This window comes from Streptomyces sp. NPDC004111 (assembly GCF_042874215.1).
Taxonomy (GTDB): Bacteria; Actinomycetota; Actinomycetes; order Streptomycetales; family Streptomycetaceae; genus Streptomyces.
The window spans coordinates 73,231-89,775 of record NZ_JBIAMU010000009.1 but is presented as its reverse complement, the minus strand read 5'-3'; the positions used below and the strand labels follow the sequence as shown (position 1 = coordinate 89,775).

Annotated in this window: 15 protein-coding genes; 4 read left to right on the top strand and 11 right to left on the bottom strand. The window is 73.3% G+C overall.

The features are described from left to right. Positions 1 to 174: 174 nt before the first annotated feature. From dnaG to ACFYVL_RS18945, 7 genes are all read right to left on the bottom strand, one after another. A complete protein-coding gene (gene dnaG, locus ACFYVL_RS18975; protein WP_389246121.1) occupies positions 175 to 2,082 on the bottom strand; it encodes a DNA primase in 1,908 nt (635 codons plus the stop codon). Positions 2,083 to 2,156: 74 nt separating this feature from the next. Beyond that, entirely contained in the window at positions 2,157 to 3,437 is a 1,281-nt protein-coding gene (locus tag ACFYVL_RS18970; protein ID WP_389246118.1) for an NAD(P)/FAD-dependent oxidoreductase, read from the bottom strand. 145 nt (positions 3,438 to 3,582) lie between these two features. Continuing rightward, a complete protein-coding gene (locus ACFYVL_RS18965) occupies positions 3,583 to 4,659 on the bottom strand; it encodes an ArsR/SmtB family transcription factor (RefSeq protein WP_389246116.1) in 1,077 nt (358 codons plus the stop codon). Between the two features lie 300 nt (positions 4,660 to 4,959). Beyond that, complete coding sequence (locus ACFYVL_RS18960) at positions 4,960 to 6,243, bottom strand: deoxyguanosinetriphosphate triphosphohydrolase (protein ID WP_389246114.1); 1,284 nt, start codon at positions 6,241 to 6,243, stop codon at positions 4,960 to 4,962. Positions 6,244 to 6,297: 54 nt separating this feature from the next. After that, complete coding sequence (locus ACFYVL_RS18955) at positions 6,298 to 6,471, bottom strand: hypothetical protein (protein ID WP_389246112.1); 174 nt, start codon at positions 6,469 to 6,471, stop codon at positions 6,298 to 6,300. Between the two features lie 63 nt (positions 6,472 to 6,534). Then, entirely contained in the window at positions 6,535 to 7,008 is a 474-nt protein-coding gene (locus ACFYVL_RS18950; protein WP_389246110.1) for a GNAT family N-acetyltransferase, read from the bottom strand. Between the two features lie 241 nt (positions 7,009 to 7,249). Continuing rightward, positions 7,250 to 7,420, bottom strand: a complete 171-nt coding sequence (locus tag ACFYVL_RS18945) for a hydrophobic protein (RefSeq protein ID WP_389246108.1) — start codon at positions 7,418 to 7,420, stop codon at positions 7,250 to 7,252. 276 nt (positions 7,421 to 7,696) lie between these two features. Between ACFYVL_RS18945 and ACFYVL_RS18940 the strand changes: the two genes are divergently transcribed. Further along, positions 7,697 to 8,314 (top strand): vancomycin high temperature exclusion protein, encoded by a 618-nt coding sequence (locus tag ACFYVL_RS18940; protein WP_389246562.1) that lies wholly within the window; start codon positions 7,697 to 7,699, stop codon positions 8,312 to 8,314. A gap of 26 nt (positions 8,315 to 8,340) precedes the next feature. After that, positions 8,341 to 9,237 carry a glucose 1-dehydrogenase gene (locus ACFYVL_RS18935; RefSeq protein WP_389246106.1) on the top strand — a complete coding sequence of 299 codons (897 nt, stop codon included), beginning with the start codon at positions 8,341 to 8,343 and terminating at the stop codon, positions 9,235 to 9,237. Here ACFYVL_RS18935 and ACFYVL_RS18930 read toward each other — a convergent pair. After that, the gene (locus ACFYVL_RS18930) at positions 9,215 to 9,559 is read right to left on the bottom strand and encodes an I78 family peptidase inhibitor (protein WP_389246104.1); all 345 of its coding nucleotides are present in this window, start codon (positions 9,557 to 9,559) and stop codon (positions 9,215 to 9,217) included. The two genes, ACFYVL_RS18935 and ACFYVL_RS18930, sit on opposite strands and share 23 nt — an antisense overlap. A 255-nt stretch (positions 9,560 to 9,814) precedes the next feature. On the opposite strand from ACFYVL_RS18930, the gene ACFYVL_RS18925 reads away from it, so the two are divergent. Both ACFYVL_RS18925 and ACFYVL_RS18920 read left to right on the top strand, forming a co-directional pair. Further along, entirely contained in the window at positions 9,815 to 10,606 is a 792-nt protein-coding gene (locus ACFYVL_RS18925) for a hypothetical protein (protein ID WP_389246103.1), read from the top strand. Then, complete coding sequence (locus tag ACFYVL_RS18920) at positions 10,603 to 11,919, top strand: ATP-binding protein (protein ID WP_389246101.1); 1,317 nt, start codon at positions 10,603 to 10,605, stop codon at positions 11,917 to 11,919. The genes ACFYVL_RS18925 and ACFYVL_RS18920 overlap by 4 nt, the downstream gene beginning before the upstream one ends. A 203-nt stretch (positions 11,920 to 12,122) precedes the next feature. On the opposite strand, the gene ACFYVL_RS18915 is transcribed toward ACFYVL_RS18920, so the two are convergent. The 3 genes from ACFYVL_RS18915 to ACFYVL_RS18905 are packed head-to-tail and all read right to left on the bottom strand — an operon-like array spanning position 12,123 to position 16,457. Further along, positions 12,123 to 14,060, bottom strand: coding sequence for an ABC transporter ATP-binding protein (locus tag ACFYVL_RS18915; RefSeq protein WP_389246099.1), 1,938 nt, complete (start codon positions 14,058 to 14,060; stop codon positions 12,123 to 12,125). Further along, positions 14,057 to 15,796, bottom strand: a complete 1,740-nt coding sequence (locus ACFYVL_RS18910; RefSeq protein ID WP_389246097.1) for an ABC transporter ATP-binding protein — start codon at positions 15,794 to 15,796, stop codon at positions 14,057 to 14,059. The genes ACFYVL_RS18915 and ACFYVL_RS18910 overlap by 4 nt, the downstream gene beginning before the upstream one ends. Positions 15,797 to 15,824: 28 nt before the next feature. Continuing rightward, complete coding sequence (locus tag ACFYVL_RS18905) at positions 15,825 to 16,457, bottom strand: NADPH-dependent FMN reductase (RefSeq protein WP_389246095.1); 633 nt, start codon at positions 16,455 to 16,457, stop codon at positions 15,825 to 15,827. Positions 16,458 to 16,545: the final 88 nt, after the last annotated feature.

The window sequence follows — 16,545 nt, the reverse complement described above, 5'->3', positions numbered from 1 at the left end:
TGCCGGTTCGGGGCCTCAGGCACCGCAACCAGTGTGGGGTGCGACACATGGCCGCCGCGAGGGGCGTGCGGTGACTTTTTGAGTCCGGTCCGTGACCGGGCGGTTACCGCGGCGATTCCCGGGCGGGGTGGGAGCGCCGCACCGGGGTGCGGCGGTACGGACCCGTGGCGGGCGTCAGAGGGCGGTGGCGCCGTGGTTGCGCAGGGACTGGCCGTACTGCTGGAGGACCCAGAGCTCGTTCTGCACGGCGGCCAGGGTGGCCGGGTCGCCGTGGCTGCCCGCGCGGGCCAGGGAGCCCTGCACTTCGAGGATGCGGCGGTCGACGGCCCGCAGGCGGACCGCCACCAGCTGCTCGCCCGCGTACACCTCGTCGACCGTCCGGCGCAGGATCGGCTCCACGGCCAGCTCGGTGACCATGGCCCTGACCTGGTCGTCCACCGCGGCCTCGCGGACCTTGGCGAGGTAGTCGGCGGCGGCGTGCACGCCCTGCTCCGCGCCGCCCGCCTCCTCGATGGTCCGGCGGACGTCGGCGTACGGCGGGGCGGTGAACTCGTCGGCTCCGTAGGCGTCGAAGGCCGGGGAGATGAGGTCGGGCCGCTGGAGGGCGAGCTTGAGCAGTTCGCGCTCGGTCTTGTGGACGGCGTTGCGCAGGTTGAGGGCGGGGCCGCGGACGGCGGGGGCGGCCGGTCCGGCGTCGTAGCCCTGCTGCCGCTGCTGCGGGGCGGTGGGGCCCCGGCCGCCCTTGTCCTTCGCCCACCGGGCGAGCTGTGCGATCCGCTTGACCACGAACTGGGTGTCCAGGATGCCGAGCATGCCCGCGAGCTGGACGGCGACCTCGTGCTGGGAGGCGCTGTTCTTGATGCGGGCGACAACCGGGCCCGCCTCGTCGAGGGCGGCGGCGCGGCCGGCCGGGGTCTCCAGGTCGTAGCGGGCGACGATCTGGCGCAGCGCGAACTCGAAGAGCGGGGTGCGCGGCTGGGTGAGGTCGACGACCGCCTCGTCGCCCTTGACCAGGCGCAGGTCGCAGGGGTCCATGTTGTCGGGGGCGATGGCGATGTACGTCTCGGCGGCGAACTTCTGGTCGTCCTCGAAGGCGCGCAGCGCGGCCTTCTGGCCGGCCGCGTCGCCGTCGAAGGTGAAGATCACGCGGGCCGAGCCGTTGTCCATCAGGAGCCTGCGGAGGATCTTGATGTGGTCGTTGCCGAAGGCGGTGCCGCAGGTCGCGATGGCGGTGGTGACCCCGGCCAGGTGGCAGGCCATGACGTCGGTGTAGCCCTCGACGACGACGGCCCTGCTGGCCTTGGCGATGTCCTTCTTGGCCAGGTCGATCCCGTACAGGACCTGGGACTTCTTGTAGATCGGGGTCTCGGGGGTGTTGAGGTACTTCGGCCCGTTGTCGGTGCCGTCCTCGCGGAGCCTGCGGGCGCCGAAGCCGACGACCTCGCCGCCCATGTCGCGGATCGGCCACATCAGCCGGCCGCGGAAGCGGTCGATGGGGCCGCGGCGGCCGTCCTGGGAGAGGCCGGAGGTGATGAGTTCCTTGTCGCTGAAGCCCTTGCCGCGCAGGAAGCGGGTGAGGTGGTCCCAGCCGGCCGGGCTGTAGCCGACGCCGAAGTGGGCGGCGGCCTGCTGGTCGAAGCCGCGCTCGGCGAGGAACTTGCGGCCGATCTCCGCTTCCGGGCTCTCCAGCTGCTGGATGTAGAAGTCGGCCGCCGCCTTGTGAGCCTCGACGAGGCGGGTGCGCTCGCCGCGCTGGGTGGAGGGGTTGTAGCCGCCCTCCTCGTACCGCAGGGTGATGCCCGCCTGAGCGGCGAGGCGCTCGACCGTCTCCGCGAAGGTGAGGTGGTCGATCTTCATCACGAAGGCGATCGTGTCGCCGCCCTCCTGGCAGCCGAAGCAGTGGAAGAGACCCTTGCTCGGACTGACCTGGAAGGACGGCGACTTCTCGTCGTGGAAGGGACACAGGCCCTTGAGGTTGCCGCCGCCCGCGTTGCGGAGCGAAAGGTATTCGGACACGACGGCGTCGATCGGGAGCGCCTCCCGGACCGCCTTCACGTCGTCGTCGTTGATCCTGCCTGCCACGCGTGAAGTGTACGGGGAGGCTCGGACAGTCCGGCCTCCCCGGTCGCTCGATCAGGCCCGCCGGGCACCGGTGATCATGTGGTGACCAGCGACTCCAGGGGTACGGAGGGGTCGGCGAGGGCGTGCTGGTCCACCGGCCCGCCGCTGCGGATCAGCTGCTTGACGTGGTCGGTGACGTCCCACACATTGACGTTCATCCCGGCCAGCACCCGCCCGTCCGCCAGCCAGAACGCCACGAACTGCCGCTTGCCCGCGTCGCCCCGCACCACCACCTGGTCGTAGCTCCCCGGCGGCGCCCAGCCCGTGTACTCCAGGCCGAGGTCGTACTGGTCGGAGAAGAAGTACGGGATGCGGTCGTACGGTGCCCCGACGCCGAGCATGGACCGGGCGGCGGCCGGTCCGCCGTTGAGGGCGTTGGCCCAGTGCTCGACGCGCAGCCGCTGCCCGTGCAGCGGCGATCCGGGCAGGTGCAGGGGTACGGCGGCGACGTCGCCCGCCGCGAAGACGTCCGGGTCGCTGGTGCGCATCCGGGAGTCCACGGCGATGCCGCCGCCGTGGGCGCGGTCGACGAGGCCGAGCCCCGCGGACTCGGCGAGGGCGGTGCGGGGGGCGGCGCCGATGGCGGCGAGGACGTCGTGGGCGGGGTGCTCCTCGCCGTCGTCGGTGCGGGCGGCCAGCACCATGCCGTCCTGGCCGACGATCTCGGTGAGGCGGGCGCCGAAGTGGAAGCGGACGCCGTGCTCGGCGTGCAGGTCGGTGAAGAGCTGGCCCAGCTCGGGTCCGAGGACCGCGTGCAGGGGGGTGGCCTCGGGCTCGACGACGGTGACCTCCGCCCCGTAGCCGCGGGCGGCGGCGGCGATCTCCAGGCCGATCCAGCCCGCTCCGGCGATCACCAGGTGGCCGTTGTCGCGGCCGAGGCTGGCGAGGACCCCGCGCAGCCGTTCGGCGTGGGCGAGGCGGCGCAGGTGGTGGACCCCGGCGAGTCCGGTGCCGGGGATGTCCAGGCGGCGCGGCTCGGAGCCGGTGGCCAGCAGGAGCTTGTCGTACCGGATGAGGGTGCTGTCGCCGAGCCGGACGGTCCTGGCCTCGCGGTCGAGGCGCTCGACGCTCTGGCCGAGGTGCAGCTCGACGTCGTTGGCCGCGTACCAGCCGGTCTCCTGGACGAAGACGCTCTCCCGGGCTGCCTTGCCCGTGAGGAACCCCTTGGACAGGGGCGGCCGTTCGTAGGGGTGGTCCCGTTCGTCCCCGATCAGGATCACCCGGCCGGTGAACCCCTCGGAGCGAAGGGTTTCGGCCGCTTTCGCCCCGGCCAGCCCTCCTCCGACGATCACGAACGTCTGATCTGCGTCGACCACTTGATGCCTCCACCACTGTGCCCTGTGCTGCCGCCGCGCTGCTCCGGCGCGCTGTCACCGGACGGGGTGCGTACGAGGTCCGCGCGCACACCGTCCCCCGCGAGCGTCCCGCACCCGGTCGGCGGGCGAAAGAGGGGGGTGGCGTTCAGGGGGTTGTGCGGGCGCCCTCGGCGGGGCGGGTTGCGCGGGCGGCCGGGAGGGGTCGGGGGAAGCCGGTGGAGTCGCCGTCGAGGAGTGCGTCGCCCAGCGGGGTCCGGTGGTGCACGACGGCGGAGCCGCGGCGCCGCGAGTGCACCAGGCCCGCCTCCCGGAGCACGGTCGCGTGCCGGCTCGCCGTCGACAGGGACAGGCGCAGCGCGGCGCCCAGCTCGGTCGTGGTCAGCGGGCGCTCCAGGGCGTCCAGCACCGCGGCCCGGGTGTGTCCGATCAGCTGGGCGACCGGCAGCCCGGCCGTCGCCCCGTCCCCGGCCGTCCGGGAGCGCACCAGCCAGCCGGGCTGCGGCGTCAGCGGGTGGACCAGCACCGGTGGCAGCTCGGGGTCGGCGAGCGCCACCGGGCGGCGTACGCAGAAGAAGGACGGGATCAGGGTCAGGGAGCGTCCCGCCAGGACGAGTTCGCGGTCCACCGGGTACTCCGCCTCCAGCAGCCTGCCGTCCTCGCGCCAGGTCAGCTCGGGCTGGTAGCTGGCGAGCAGGCCGTCCGCGCCGCCCTCCAGGGCTGCTTCGGCGCGGGCGGGCCGGTCCGCGGCCACCGCGGTGCGTATCTCGCCGAGGTAGGGGGCGACCGCGACGTCGTGGAAGCGCCGCAGGGCCTCCCCCAGCCGGAGCAGGGTGGGTACGTCGCCCTCGGCGAGCAGCCGTGCCACCGCCGGTACGGGGCGGTCCGCGGTGAAGACCTGGCCCAGTTCGGCCGCGAGTCTGTGCCGGGGGGTGGAGAGCACCTGGTCGATGCCGCTCCGCAGTTCGGTGGTGCCCCGGCCGGGCGTGAGGAAGTCGGGGAAGTAGGCGGCCCACGGGCACAGCCTGCTCAGTGCGGCCACCGTCGAGGTGAGGTTCTCGCGGACGATCGCCTGGCGCACCTCCCGGCGCCACGGGTCGAAGACGAGGGCGGCCTGCCGGTTCTGCAGGAGGTGCAGGGCGTGGACGAGTTCCCAGAGGGGGTCGGGGCGGGCGGCGACCCGCACCCGGTTGAGGTCCTCGATGCCGAAGTGGATACGCAGCACGCGCGCCGGCCCCTTCCTCTCCCGCAGTCGCGCCGTTCACGCCTCGCCCGGCGTCCTGACGAGCGTAACGAGCGTTCACCGGAAGGGGACGCTCCCTTTGCGTTGTGCACGAAAGCCCCGCGACTCGCACACATCGGCACGACCCTGGGGTGGCGGCGGCCGCGGAGGGTCCGGCGGGGGAGACGTCCGCGGCCGTTCGTACCGAGGCGCCCGGGACGGCCGCCAAAGCCGGCGGTCCGGGCGTTCCACGGGCCGCCCGCCCCTCCCGCCGCCCGCGGCCGGGCTCCGGGTCCGGATCTGTCAGAGGCGCACCGTCAGCCGTGCGTGCAGGGAGCGGGCCGAGGCGTCGGTGAGGGCGGCGATCTGGTCGACCAGGACGCGCTTGCGGGCACGGTCGTCCTCGGCCGCGTCGAACAGGGCGCGGAACTGCGGTTCGAGGCCCTCCCCCGGTGCGCGCAGCGTCAGTGCCTCCGCCAGTTCGGCGATCACGATGCGCTGGTCGGCGCGGAGCCGCTCCTGCTCGTCGCGCTGCATGACGTAGCGGTCGGCGACCGCCTTGAGGACGGCGCACTCGTTGCGGGTCCCGCGCGGCACGACCAGTTCCGCCCCGTACCTGGTGAGCCGTCCGCTGCCGTACGCGGCCCTGGTCGCGCTCTCGGCGGCGAGGCAGAACCGGCCGATGAGCTGGCTGGTGGCGTCCTTGAGCCGGGCCTGGGCGAGGGCGGTGCCGTCGTAGCCGTGCGGCCACCAGTCCTGGTCGGTCAACCGGTCGAGGGCAGCCGCGAGTTCGGCGGGGTCGGTGTCCTCGGGCACGTACCGGCCGCGCGCCACCCGGTAGATCTCCTGCCGCTCGGGTTCGGCGAGCAGCAGCAGCGGGTCGATGTGACCGGCGTGCAGGCCGTCCTCGAAGTCGTGCACGGAGTAGGCCACGTCGTCGGACCAGTCCATGACCTGGGCCTCGAAGCACTTGCGGAAGTCGGGGGCGCCCTCGCGCGCCCACAGGAACACCGGGAGGTCGTCCTCGTAGACCCCGAACTTCACCGAGTCGGGTTCGGTGGGGTGAGCGCCGCGCGGCCAGGGGTACTTGGTGGCGGCGTCCAGGGCGGCCCTGGTGAGGTTGAGGCCGACGCTGACGGGTTCGCCGGTGCGCTCGCTGCGGACGAACCGCTTGGGTTCGAGGCGGGTGAGCAGGCGCAGCGACTGGGCGTTGCCCTCGAAGCCGCCGCAGTCCTTGGCGAAGTCGTTGAGTGCCTGTTCGCCGTTGTGGCCGAAGGGCGGGTGGCCCATGTCGTGCGAGAGGCAGGCGGCTTCGACGAGGTCGGGGTCGCAGCCGAGGGCGGCGCCCAGCTCGCGGCCGACCTGGGCGCACTCCAGCGAGTGGGTGAGCCGGGTGCGGGGGCTGGAGTCCCACATACGGCTGCGCGAACCGGGCGTCACGACCTGCGTCTTGCCGGCGAGCCTGCGCAGGGCCGCGGAGTGCAGCACCCGGGCGCGGTCGCGCTGGAACGCCGTCCTGCCGGGCCGTTTGTCGGGCTCGGCGTCCCAGCGCTGCGTCGCGGCCGAGTCGTATGCGGTGCTTTCCATGGGTCCGACCGTAACCGCACCCGCCGACAGCCGCCCCCACCTGCCGTGTGCAGGTCAGGCGGGTGCGGGTGCGGGCGGTGTGCTGCGGGCGCCCCCGTGGCGGCTGCCGTCGGGGGCGATCCGGCCGAGCTGGGCGGCGAGCTGCGCGGTGAAGCGGGTGAGGAGTTCGGCGGTGGTGTCGAGGGGCGGGGCGGCGTTCTCTCGCGGTGGTGCCGACTCAGGCGTCATGTACGGAATGTTCTCGGCCGGACGTTGCGCCGGCGTTGCAGGGGGGTGACGGCTGCGGGCCGGTCAGGGGGTGCGGGGTGCCCGGTTCCCGGGGCTGTCGTCTTCCGGTTCCAGCCTCTTGAGGAAGTACACGTCCTCGTGCCCGCCGGGGATGCCGGGCAGCCTGCCGACCTCCCGGTACCCCAGTCCCCGGTAGAAGTCCGGCGCCTGGAAGGTGAAGGAGGAGACCGACATGCGGTCGCAGCCGCGCCGCAGCGCCTCCGCCTCGGCCGCCCGCATCAGCCTGGTGCCCCAGCCCCCGTGCCGGGCGTCCTCGCGGACCCACAGCATGTGCACGCCGCCAAGGCCGCCCCAGGTCCAGCCGGTGAGCCCGCCGACCAGTTCCCCGGCGTCGTCGGTGACGCGCACGGACAGTTCCCGCTCGTCGTGCGCGCCGGTGGCCGCGTTGTTGAAGGCGGTGAGCTCCTTGTCCAGCCGGTCGCCGAGTTCCTTGTCGCCCTCGCCCACGCGCAGGGTGGCGTTCTGATCCGTCGTCATGCCCGAAGTATGCGGGGCCGGTGGCGTTCGCGACAGCGAAATTCCGCGTGCGGGAAACCGATCCTTTTCGGCCCGCGGCGCCGAGGGCGCAGTCCGCAGGATCCGTGGCGTGCGGGGTAAATCCGTGAAAGCGGAGTGCGGCGGAAATGCGGGTGGTCCGGGCGGAATATCCGCCCGGACCACCCGTGCCGCGCACCACCCTCGCCCGTCCCTGTCGTGCGGCCCTGTGACCTGTGCCGTTCTACCAGCGGTACCAGCGGCCACGGCGGCCACCGCCGCCTCCGGACCTGGCGACGAATCCGAGCAGCCAGAGCACCAGAACCGCAATGGCGATCCACCAGAGAATCTTGACCGCGAATCCCGCGCCGAAAAGGATCAGGATCAGCAGAAGTACGAGAAGCAGGGGAACCATGGTTATCAACCTCCAGGCAGACGAGTGCCCCGAGCAATGCCCGCCATGCGCCCGGAATTCGGCCGGGATTCGGCGTGCTTCCGGCCGCCCCGGCGGCGCACCGTGCCGCTCCCAGGAACTGTCGGGCCCGCCGGAGCGTCGAAGAGGCAGGAGATCGATTCGTTCGGCGTCGATCCGTACCGGCGGGGGGATGGCGTGCGACTGGGGCGCATCGTGGTGAAGCGGCCGAGGCTGCCCGGGGGGCGGCGCGGGAAGCGGCGTCTCGTGCAGGCCGTGATGGCGGGCTGCGTGCTGGCGCTGCTGCCCTCGACCTGGACGTACGCGGCGGCCGGCGGGCAGGTCGGGGACGTGGCGCAGGCGCCGGAGCGGGACGTGGCGATCGTCTTCGGGGCCGGGCTGTGGGGCGGCGAGCCGACCCCGTACCTGGCGCGGCGGCTGGACGCGGCGGCGGAGCTGTACCGGGCGGGCAAGGTGCGTGTGGTGCTGGTGACCGGCGACAACGGGCGCGAGGACTACGACGAGCCCGACGCGATGCGCGGCTACCTGGTGCGGCACGGGGTGCCCGACAAGCACGTCGTGAGCGACTACGCCGGGTTCGACACCTGGGACTCGTGCGTCCGGGCCAAGAAGATCTTCGGGGTCGACCGGGCCGTACTGATCAGCCAGGGCTTCCACATCCGGCGGGCCGTCGCCCTCTGCGACGCTGCCGGGGTCGAGGGCTTCGGGGTGGGCGTCGACGACGTGCACGACGCGACCTGGTACTACGGCGGCGCCCGGGAGGTGTTCGCCGCGTCGAAGGCGGCGCTGGACGCCGCGCTCAAGCCCGATCCGCACTTTCTCGGTGAGCGGGAAAAGGGTGTGACCGAGGCGTTGGCGGACGGGGCGGGGCGCTGACACACTGACCGCCGTCCGATTCAGGTATGCCGGACAGGCATACGAGTGGGAGGCGGTGGTTCCGGGTGACCGGTGCGGGCGGTACGCCGGGCAGGCTGGACGGAAAGGTCGTGCTGATCACCGGGGGTGCCCGGGGGCTGGGCGCGGCGACGGCGCGGGCCGTGGTGGACGGCGGCGGGCGGGTCGTCGTCGGCGACGTGCGGGAGGACGAGGGGCGGCGGCTGGTCGCGGAACTGGGCCACGCGGCGGCCCGGTTCCGGGTGCACGACGTGAGGGACGAGGAGAGCTGGGCGGGGGCCGTGAGGTGCGCGGTCGAGGAGTTCGGGCGGCTGGACGGGCTGGTCAACAACGCCGGGATCTCCAGCGGGGAGTTGCTGGCGGAGGCCGACGCCGAACGGTTCCGGGAGATCGTCGAGGTGAACCTGGTGGGGGTCTTCCTCGGGATGAAGGCAGTGGTGCCGGTGATGCGCGCGGGCGGCGGCGGATCGATCGTCAACATCTCGTCCGCCGCCGGTCTCACCGGAATGGCCAGGACCGCCGGGTACGGGGCGTCCAAGTGGGGTGTGCGCGGGCTGTCGAAGATCGGGGCGGTGGAACTGGCCGGGGCGAGGATCCGCGTCAACTCGGTCCACCCGGGGATGACGTGGACCGACATGACGGCGCACGTGGGCATCGAGGTGGGCGAGGGGAAGTACCCCGGCACCCCCATGGGCCGGGTGGGGGTGCCGCACGAGATCGCCGCCGCCGTGGCCTTCCTGCTGTCCGACGCGGCCGGCTACACGACGGGCGCGGAGCTGGCCGTGGACGGCGGGTGGACGGCGGGGCTGGTGCCGGGGCGCGAGGACGGCCGAGGGGCCGACGGGGTCAACGGGGCCGACAGGGCTGACGGGGCCGGCGGGATCAGCCGAAGTCGACGCGGGTGATGGTGCCGCTGTCGTCGACGTGGACGTTGAGGCGGTCCGGGTTGTACTCCTGCGTCACGAAGGAGCCCGGGGTGATGATCCGGTACGGCTTCGGCAGGTCGCGCTCGTGCACGAGGCGGGCGGCCGGGACGCCGGCGGGCGGCCGGTCCCCCGCCCTGACCAGGGTCCGGCCCACCCACTGGGAGTGGTCGGGGACGGCGGCCACCGGAGAGTGGGGCTCGGCGGCGTGCGGCTCGGCGGCCCGGGACTCGCCGGCGGGGGCGAAGAAGGTGGCGGCCAGGGCTGCGGCGGTGACGAGGGTCTTCAGGTGGGAGCTGTGCATGCAGGGCAGGTTGCTACCGGAAGTGCGCAACTGCCAAACGCGTGCCACCCGTTAGGGCGAGTCGCACGGGTACGTGTTCGAAGATGGACGGGGGTGCGACGCAAGCGCGGAAGAAGGGCTCCGAGGGGCTGCCGGGGGGCCGCCGGGCAGGGCGGATGGGCGGCTGTTACAGAATGTCTGGGTTGCCGTGATGTGTAGTACTTAAGGTCGAGGTACCGACGGCACCCCCCTCGTTCCGGCTCCCAGGCGGCATCCATGAACAGCAGCGCGCGCAGGTCGGGCGCCTTCGTGGCGCTCGGTCTCGCCGGGCTGCTCACCGGCTGCGGCGCCCCCTCCGGCCTGGGGAAGAGCGAGCCCGCCCCGCCCGCCAGCGCCCAGCCGCTGCCCGAGACGCTGTGGCCCGAGTGGTCGCCGAAGTCCACCTCGCCGTCCGACGCCGTCACCGACCCCGAGCTCCAGCCCGCGCCAGAACCGCTGGCCGGCGCACCCGCCGTCCCCGCGGACGGGTTCGCCTCGCTGGACCAGCTGGAGGTGCTGCGTGCCGACCCGCGGATGAAGCGGCTCACCCGGCGCGGGCCCGTCGACCGGCCGGGCAGGCCCGGTGTGCGCCCGCCCGTGCTGCACGACCTGACCGGCGACGAGCGGCCCGAGATGATCAGCGCGGTGGACCTGGAGAGCGGGCGGGTGCTGATCGCGGTGTACACGGTGCGCACCGGGCAGATCGTGCCGATCCTGCACACCAGCGGGCTGCGCCCGGTGGTCGAGGCCGTCGGGACGGACCTGGTGGTGCGCAGCTCCCAGAGCGACGGCGGGGAGCAGACCGTCCGCTACCGCTGGGACGGCACCCGGATGATCACCGTCAGCGAGGTCCGCGACTACCCCACGGACGGCGACCGGCAGGGCGGGACGGACGGGGGCGCCACCGCCGGTCCCGACGTACGGCCCTCGCAGGCGCCCCGCGGCGGCACCCCGCAGCCCGTCGCGCCGCGGCCCGCACGGCCCCCCGCCGCGACACCCGGGCCCGCCTCCCCCGGGGCCGCCCCGTGATCCGCCGGGCGGTACGCCGGGTGCGCCGCTTCCTCGCCGGACTCAGCCTCCGCTGGAAGATCGCCGCGCTGCCCGCCGCCGGGGCCGCCGTCGTCGCGGTCGCCATCGGCGGGGTGATCCACCAGGCCCGTACCTCGCAGGTCGCCGACACCGCACGCGAGTCCGCCGTCGCCGAGCTGTACCGGGTGCGCCAGCTGTACGAGCTGACCGGGCACGTCGACCCCGCCGACACCGCCTCCTCGCTGGACTCCTCGGTGCTGCCCGCGCCGCTGGCCGCGGACGCGCTCGCGGGCAACCGCAACACCTATCTCGACCTGTCGGGCGAGCACCCCGCCGTGTGGGCGGCCCGCCCGATCGGGGCGCGCGTGCTGTCGGTGCGGCTGCCGCTGGACGCCCAGCGGGCCGAGATCCGGGAACTGGACCGGAACCTGGTCGTCTGGGGCGCGGTGGTCGTCGTCCTGGCCGCGCTCGGCGGGGCCGCGCTGGCGTCCCGGCTCAGCCGTGAGCTGCGCAACGCGGCGGCCACCGCCCGCCGGATCAGCGGCGGCGAGCTGGACGCCCGGGTCAGGACCCGCTCCGGGCACCCGCAGGCGTCCGGGGACGAGGTCGCCGGGCTGGGCGCCGCCGTGAACACCATGGCCTCCTCCCTCCAGCGGCGCATCGAGGCCGAGCAGCGGTTCACCGCGGACGTGGCGCACGAGCTGCGCACCCCGCTGACCGGGCTCCAGACGGCGGCCGAGCTGCTGCCGCCGGGCCGCCCGACCGAACTGGTGCGGGACCGGGTGACGGCGCTGCGCACGCTGACCGAGGACCTGCTGGAGGTGGTGCGGCTGGACGCGGGTACGGAGGAACCGGATCTGGCGGTGCAGCCGCTGGGGGCGCTGGTGGCGAGCACGGCGGGGCGGCTGGGGTGCGAGGTGAAGGTGGGGGCCTTTGAGACGTACGTGCTCACCGACGCGCGGCGGCTGGAGCGGATCCTGACGCGTCTGATCGGCAACGCGCGGCGGCACGGGGGCGACCCGGTGGAGGTGCGGGTGGAGGGGGCGCGGGTCGTGGTGCGCGACCACGGGCCCGGTTTCCCCGAGGCGTTGCTGGTGGAGGGGCCGCAGCGGTTCCGGACGGGGTCGGCGGAGCGGGGGAACGGGACGGGGCTGGGGCTGACCATTGCGTTTGGGCAGGTGGGGGTGGTGGGGGGTGAGGTGGAGCTGTTCAACGTGGTGGGGGGTGAGGGTGCGGGTGAGGGTGAGGGTGGAGAGGGGGGTGGGGCTGTGGTGGTGGTGACGTTGCCCGAGGCGGGTGGGGTGGGGCGGTAGGGGGTGGGGGCGGGGCGGGGCCGTACGGGTGCGGGTCTGCCGGGGGCGTCCGGGGTGGGGGGTTCGGCTCCGCCGGGGGGCCGCCCCCTTGCCCGCCCGTTCCGCCCCCGGGGGGCGGCCCCGCCGCCCAAGGGGGCGGGGGGGGTGGGTGGGAAGGGGGCGGGGGCGTACAAGGGGGTGGGGCTCGGCGTATGAGGGGGTGTTCAGGGGGTGGGGGTGAATTGGGAGGTGTGGAGGTGGGCGTAGGGGCCGTTCGCGGCGAGGAGTTCCTCGTGGCGGCCCTGTTCCACGATGCGGCCCGCGTCCATCACCAGGATCACGTCCGCGTCGCGGATCGTGGAGAGCCGGTGCGCGATGACGAAGGAGGTCCGGCCCCGGCGCAGGGAGTTCATCGCCCGCTGGATCAGCACCTCGGTGCGGGTGTCGACGGAGCTGGTCGCCTCGTCGAGCACCAGGATCGACGGTTCGGTGAGGAACGCCCGCGCGATGGTGACGAGTTGCTTCTCTCCCGCGCTGAGGTTGCCGCCCTCCTCGTCGATCACGGTGTCGTACCCGTCGGGCAGCGTCCTGACGAAGCGGTCCACATGGGTGGCCATGGCCGCCTCGACGATCCGCTCCCGGGAGACCTCGCCCGGCACGCCGTACGCGATGTTGTCGGCGATCGTGCCCCCGAACAGCCAGGTGTCCTGGAGGACCATGCCGGTCGCGGCCCGCAGCCGCTCCCTGGGCAGGGCGGCGATGTCGGTGCCGTCGAGGGTGATGCGCCCGCCGCTTGCCTCGTAGAACCGCATCAGCAGGTTGACCAGGGTCGTCTTGCCCGCGCCGGTGGGGCCGACGATGGCGACGGTCTGGCCCGGTTCGACGGTGAGGTCGAGCCCTTCGATGAGGGGCCTGGCCGGCTCGTAGCGGAAGGAGACGTCCTCGAAGACGACGCGTCCCGCGACGCGCTCGCGCCGCGCACCCGCCGACTCCGCGGACGCCCGCTCCGCGCCCGTCGGCTCCGCGCCGGCCGGCTCGTCGGCCCGTTCCTCCGGTGCGTCGAGGAGGTCGAAGACCCGCTCCGCGGACGCCACCCCCGACTGGAGCAGGTTCGCCATGGCGGCGGCCTGGGTGAGGGGGCCGTTGAACTCGTACGAGTACTGGACGAATGCCTGGATCTCGCCGATGGAGAGCGATCCGGCGGCCACCCGCAGGCCGCCGACCACCGCGATCAGGACGTAGTTGAGGTTGCCGACGAAGCTCAGCGCGGGCTGGATGACGCCGGAGATGAACTGGGCGCGGAAACTGGCCCCGTACAGCTCCTCGTTGTGCGCGTCGAAGGTGGCGACGGCCTCCTTCCGGCGGCCGAAGGCCTTCACCAGGGCGTGCCCGGTGTACATCTCCTCGATGTGCCCGTTGAGCCGTCCGGTGACCGCCCACTGCTGGACGAACTCCGGCTGGGCGCGCCTGCCGATCGCGTACGCCGCGTACCCGGAGAGCGGCACGGTGACCAGGGTGACCAGGGCCATCAGCGGTGAGATCCAGAACATCATCGCGAGCACACCGACGAGGGTGAGCAGCGAGCGGACCATCTGGCCGGAGGCCTGCTGCATGGTCTGGGTGACGTTGTCGATGTCGTTGGTGGTGCGGGAGAGGACCTCGCCGCGCGGCTGGCGGTCGAAGTAGGAGAGCGGCAGCCGGGCCAGCTTGGTCTGGGCGCGTTCGCGGAGCCGGAAGGCGAGCCGCTGGACGACGACCATGGCGATCCGCACCTGGATCCAGGTGAAGAGGGCGCCGCCCGCGGTGAGCCCGAGGGCCAGTGCCAGGACCCGGGCGACCGCCGCGAAGTCGATGCCCTCGGGGCTCTTCGCACCGGTCACCACCAGGTCGGTGGCGTCGCCGAGCACCTTCGGGGAGACGACGGCGAGGGCGACGGCCAGGATGCCCGCGCACAGGACGGCGGCCAGCAGGTGCTTCTGAGGGGCGGTCATCCGCAGCAGGCGCAGCGCGGAGCGGCGGAAGTCGAGGGAGCGTTCCAGACCGGGGGCGGCGACGGTGCCGGGGCCGCGCTGCGGGGCCGGTCCACGGCGGGCGGGCACCGGCTTGCCCGGTTCCCCGGCGGCCGGGGCCTCCTTCGCGGTGTCCCCCGTGGTCGTGCTCATGCGGCTTCCTCCTCGGTCAGCTGGGAGAGGACGATCTCCCGGTAGGTGTGGTTGTCCCGCATGAGTTCCGTGTGGGTGCCGGTGCCGACGACCCGGCCCTCGTCGAGGACGACGATGCTGCTCGCGTCGCGGATGGTGGAGACGCGCTGGGCGACGATGACGACGGTGGCGTCGGCGGTCTCCTCGGCGAGCGCGGCGCGCAGGGCGGCGTCGGTGGCGTGGTCGAGGGCGGAGAAGGAGTCGTCGAAGAGGTAGATGCCGGGGCGGGCCACCAGCGCCCGTGCGATGGCGAGGCGCTGGCGCTGTCCGCCGGAGAGGTTGGTGCCGCCCTGGGCGACGGTGGCGTCCAGCCGCCCGTCCAGCGCCTCGACGAACTCCCGGGCCTGGGCGACCTCCAGCGCGTGCCACAGCTCGGCGTCGCTCGCGTCGGGGTTTCCGTACCGCAGGTTGGAGGCGACGGTGCCGGAGAACAGGTACGCCTGCTGCGGTACGAGGGCGACGGTGCGGGCGAGCAGGGCGGGGTCCACCTCGCGGACGTCCACTCCACCGACCAGTACCCGCCCCTCGGTGGTGTCGAAGAGCCGCGGGACCAGGTTCAGCAGCGTGGTCTTGCCGCTTCCGGTGGAGCCGATGACGGCGGTGGTGCGGCCGGGGCGGGCGGTGAGCGAGACGTCGCGCAGGACGGGTTCCTCGGCGCCCGGGTAGCGGAAGCCCGCCCCCTGGACGGTGAGCCGGCCGCGCCCGTGGAGGCGGGCGACGGGGGCGGCGGGCGGCAGCACGCCGGGCTCGGTGCCGAGCACCTCCCCGATGCGCTCCGCGCTGACCTCCGAGCGCGGCAGCTGCATCATCAGGAAGGCGGTCATCATCACCGCCATCAGGATCTGCATCAGGTAGCCGAGGAACGCGATCAGCGAGCCGACCTGGAGCGTGCCGGAGTCGATGCGCGTTCCGCCGGCCCACAGGACGGCGATGGTGGCCAGCTCCCACACCAGCAGGACGGTCGGCATCAGCAGTGCCATCAGCCTGCCGGTGCGCAGCGAGACCCGCACGAGGTCGGCGTTGGCCTCGGCGAACCGCCGCTGCTCGTGCCGGTCGCGGACGAAGGCGCGGATGACGCGGATGCCGGTGATCTGCTCGCGCATCATCCGGTTCACGGTGTCGATGCGCTTCTGCATGGAGCGGTACAGGGGTGGCATGCGCCGGACGATCAGCCCGATGGCGCCGCCGAGGACGGGGACGAAGAGAAGCATCAGCAGGGCCAGCGGCACGTCCTGGGAGAGCGCCATCGCGATCCCGCCGACGCACATCAGCGGGGCCGCGACCAGCATGGTCAGGGCGAGCACGGTGACCGTCTGCACCTGCTGGACGTCGTTGGTGGTGCGGGTGATCAGGGAGGAGGTGCCGAACCGGCCGACCTCCCGGACGGAGAAGTCCTGCACCCGGGAGAACACGGCGGCCCGCAGGTCCCGACCGACGCCCATCGCGACGCGGGCGCCGAAGTAGACGGCGGCCGCGGACGCGAGGACCTGGAGCAGGGTGACGGCGAGCATGACGCCGCCGGAGGACAGGACGTAACCGGTGTCCCCGGTGAGGACGCCGCGGTTGATGATGTCGGCGTTGAGGGTGGGCAGGAAGAGGGTCGCGGCGATCTGCGCGAGCTGGAGGGCCACCACGAGGGCGATGGCCCGTCGGTAGGGGCGCAGCCGCGGGCGCAGCAGGCCGGTGAGTGCGGACATGGGGATGCCGGTCCTCAGCTGTCGGGGTTCAGGCCGCGAACGGGCGGACGGACTTGGCGTCCCGCAGGGCCAGCGCCCACCAGCTCAGCTTGTCCAGCAGGGACTTGGCCGCGGTGTTGCACTCGTCGGGGTCGGTGTGCCGGCCGTCGTCGTCGAACTGGCCCCACGGTCCGTGGAAGGAGACGGTGTCGCGGATGGTCACCGCGTGCAGTTCGGCGAAGACCTGGCGCAGGTGCTCGACGGCGCGCAGACCGCCGGAGAGGCCGCCGTAGGAGACGAAGCCGACCGGCTTGGCGTGCCATTCGGTGCCGTACCAGTCGATGAGGTTCTTCAGGCCCGCGGGGTAGGAGTGGTTGTACTCGGGGGTGATGACGACGAAGGCGTCGGCGGCGGTCAACCGCGCGCCGATCCGGGAGCGTTCGGCCCGCACGGCGTCGGAGGGCCGGAAGGCGAGGGCGGTCGGCAGGGTGATGTCGGCGACGTCGACGACGTCGATCTCCAGTCCGCCGAAGTCCTCGGCCCGGGAGAGGAACCACTGCGAGATGACCGGGGCGAAGCGTCCCTCGCGGTTGCTGGCGACGATGACGGCGACCCGAACGGGCCTGACCGCCGGGGAGTTGGCGTGGTGGGCGGCGTCGGATGCGGTGCTCTTGATGTCCATGGCGAGAAGACTCCAACCTCAAGCATGATTGAGGTCAAGCGCTCCCGGGACTTCTTTCCCGGGGCCCCCGCGACCGGTCCCCCGGCCG

Bases quoted from the DNA above. Each gene is read 5' to 3' on its own strand.
- ACFYVL_RS18935 (WP_389246106.1), top strand. From the start codon at position 8,341: ATGCCGGACAGGCATACGAGTGGGAGGCGGTGGTTCCGGGTGACCGGT.
- ACFYVL_RS18955 (WP_389246112.1), bottom strand. From the start codon at position 6,471: ATGACGCCTGAGTCGGCACCACCGCGAGAGAACGCCGCCCCGCCCCTC.
- ACFYVL_RS18940 (WP_389246562.1), top strand. From the start codon at position 7,697: ATGGCGGGCTGCGTGCTGGCGCTGCTGCCCTCGACCTGGACGTACGCG.
- ACFYVL_RS18960 (WP_389246114.1), bottom strand. From the start codon at position 6,243: ATGGAAAGCACCGCATACGACTCGGCCGCGACGCAGCGCTGGGACGCC.
- ACFYVL_RS18950 (WP_389246110.1), bottom strand. From the start codon at position 7,008: ATGACGACGGATCAGAACGCCACCCTGCGCGTGGGCGAGGGCGACAAG.
- ACFYVL_RS18930 (WP_389246104.1), bottom strand. From the start codon at position 9,559: ATGCACAGCTCCCACCTGAAGACCCTCGTCACCGCCGCAGCCCTGGCC.
- ACFYVL_RS18905 (WP_389246095.1), bottom strand. From the start codon at position 16,457: ATGGACATCAAGAGCACCGCATCCGACGCCGCCCACCACGCCAACTCC.
- ACFYVL_RS18915 (WP_389246099.1), bottom strand. From the start codon at position 14,060: ATGAGCACGACCACGGGGGACACCGCGAAGGAGGCCCCGGCCGCCGGG.
- ACFYVL_RS18925 (WP_389246103.1), top strand. From the start codon at position 9,815: ATGAACAGCAGCGCGCGCAGGTCGGGCGCCTTCGTGGCGCTCGGTCTC.
- ACFYVL_RS18945 (WP_389246108.1), bottom strand. From the start codon at position 7,420: ATGGTTCCCCTGCTTCTCGTACTTCTGCTGATCCTGATCCTTTTCGGC.
- ACFYVL_RS18910 (WP_389246097.1), bottom strand. From the start codon at position 15,796: ATGTCCGCACTCACCGGCCTGCTGCGCCCGCGGCTGCGCCCCTACCGA.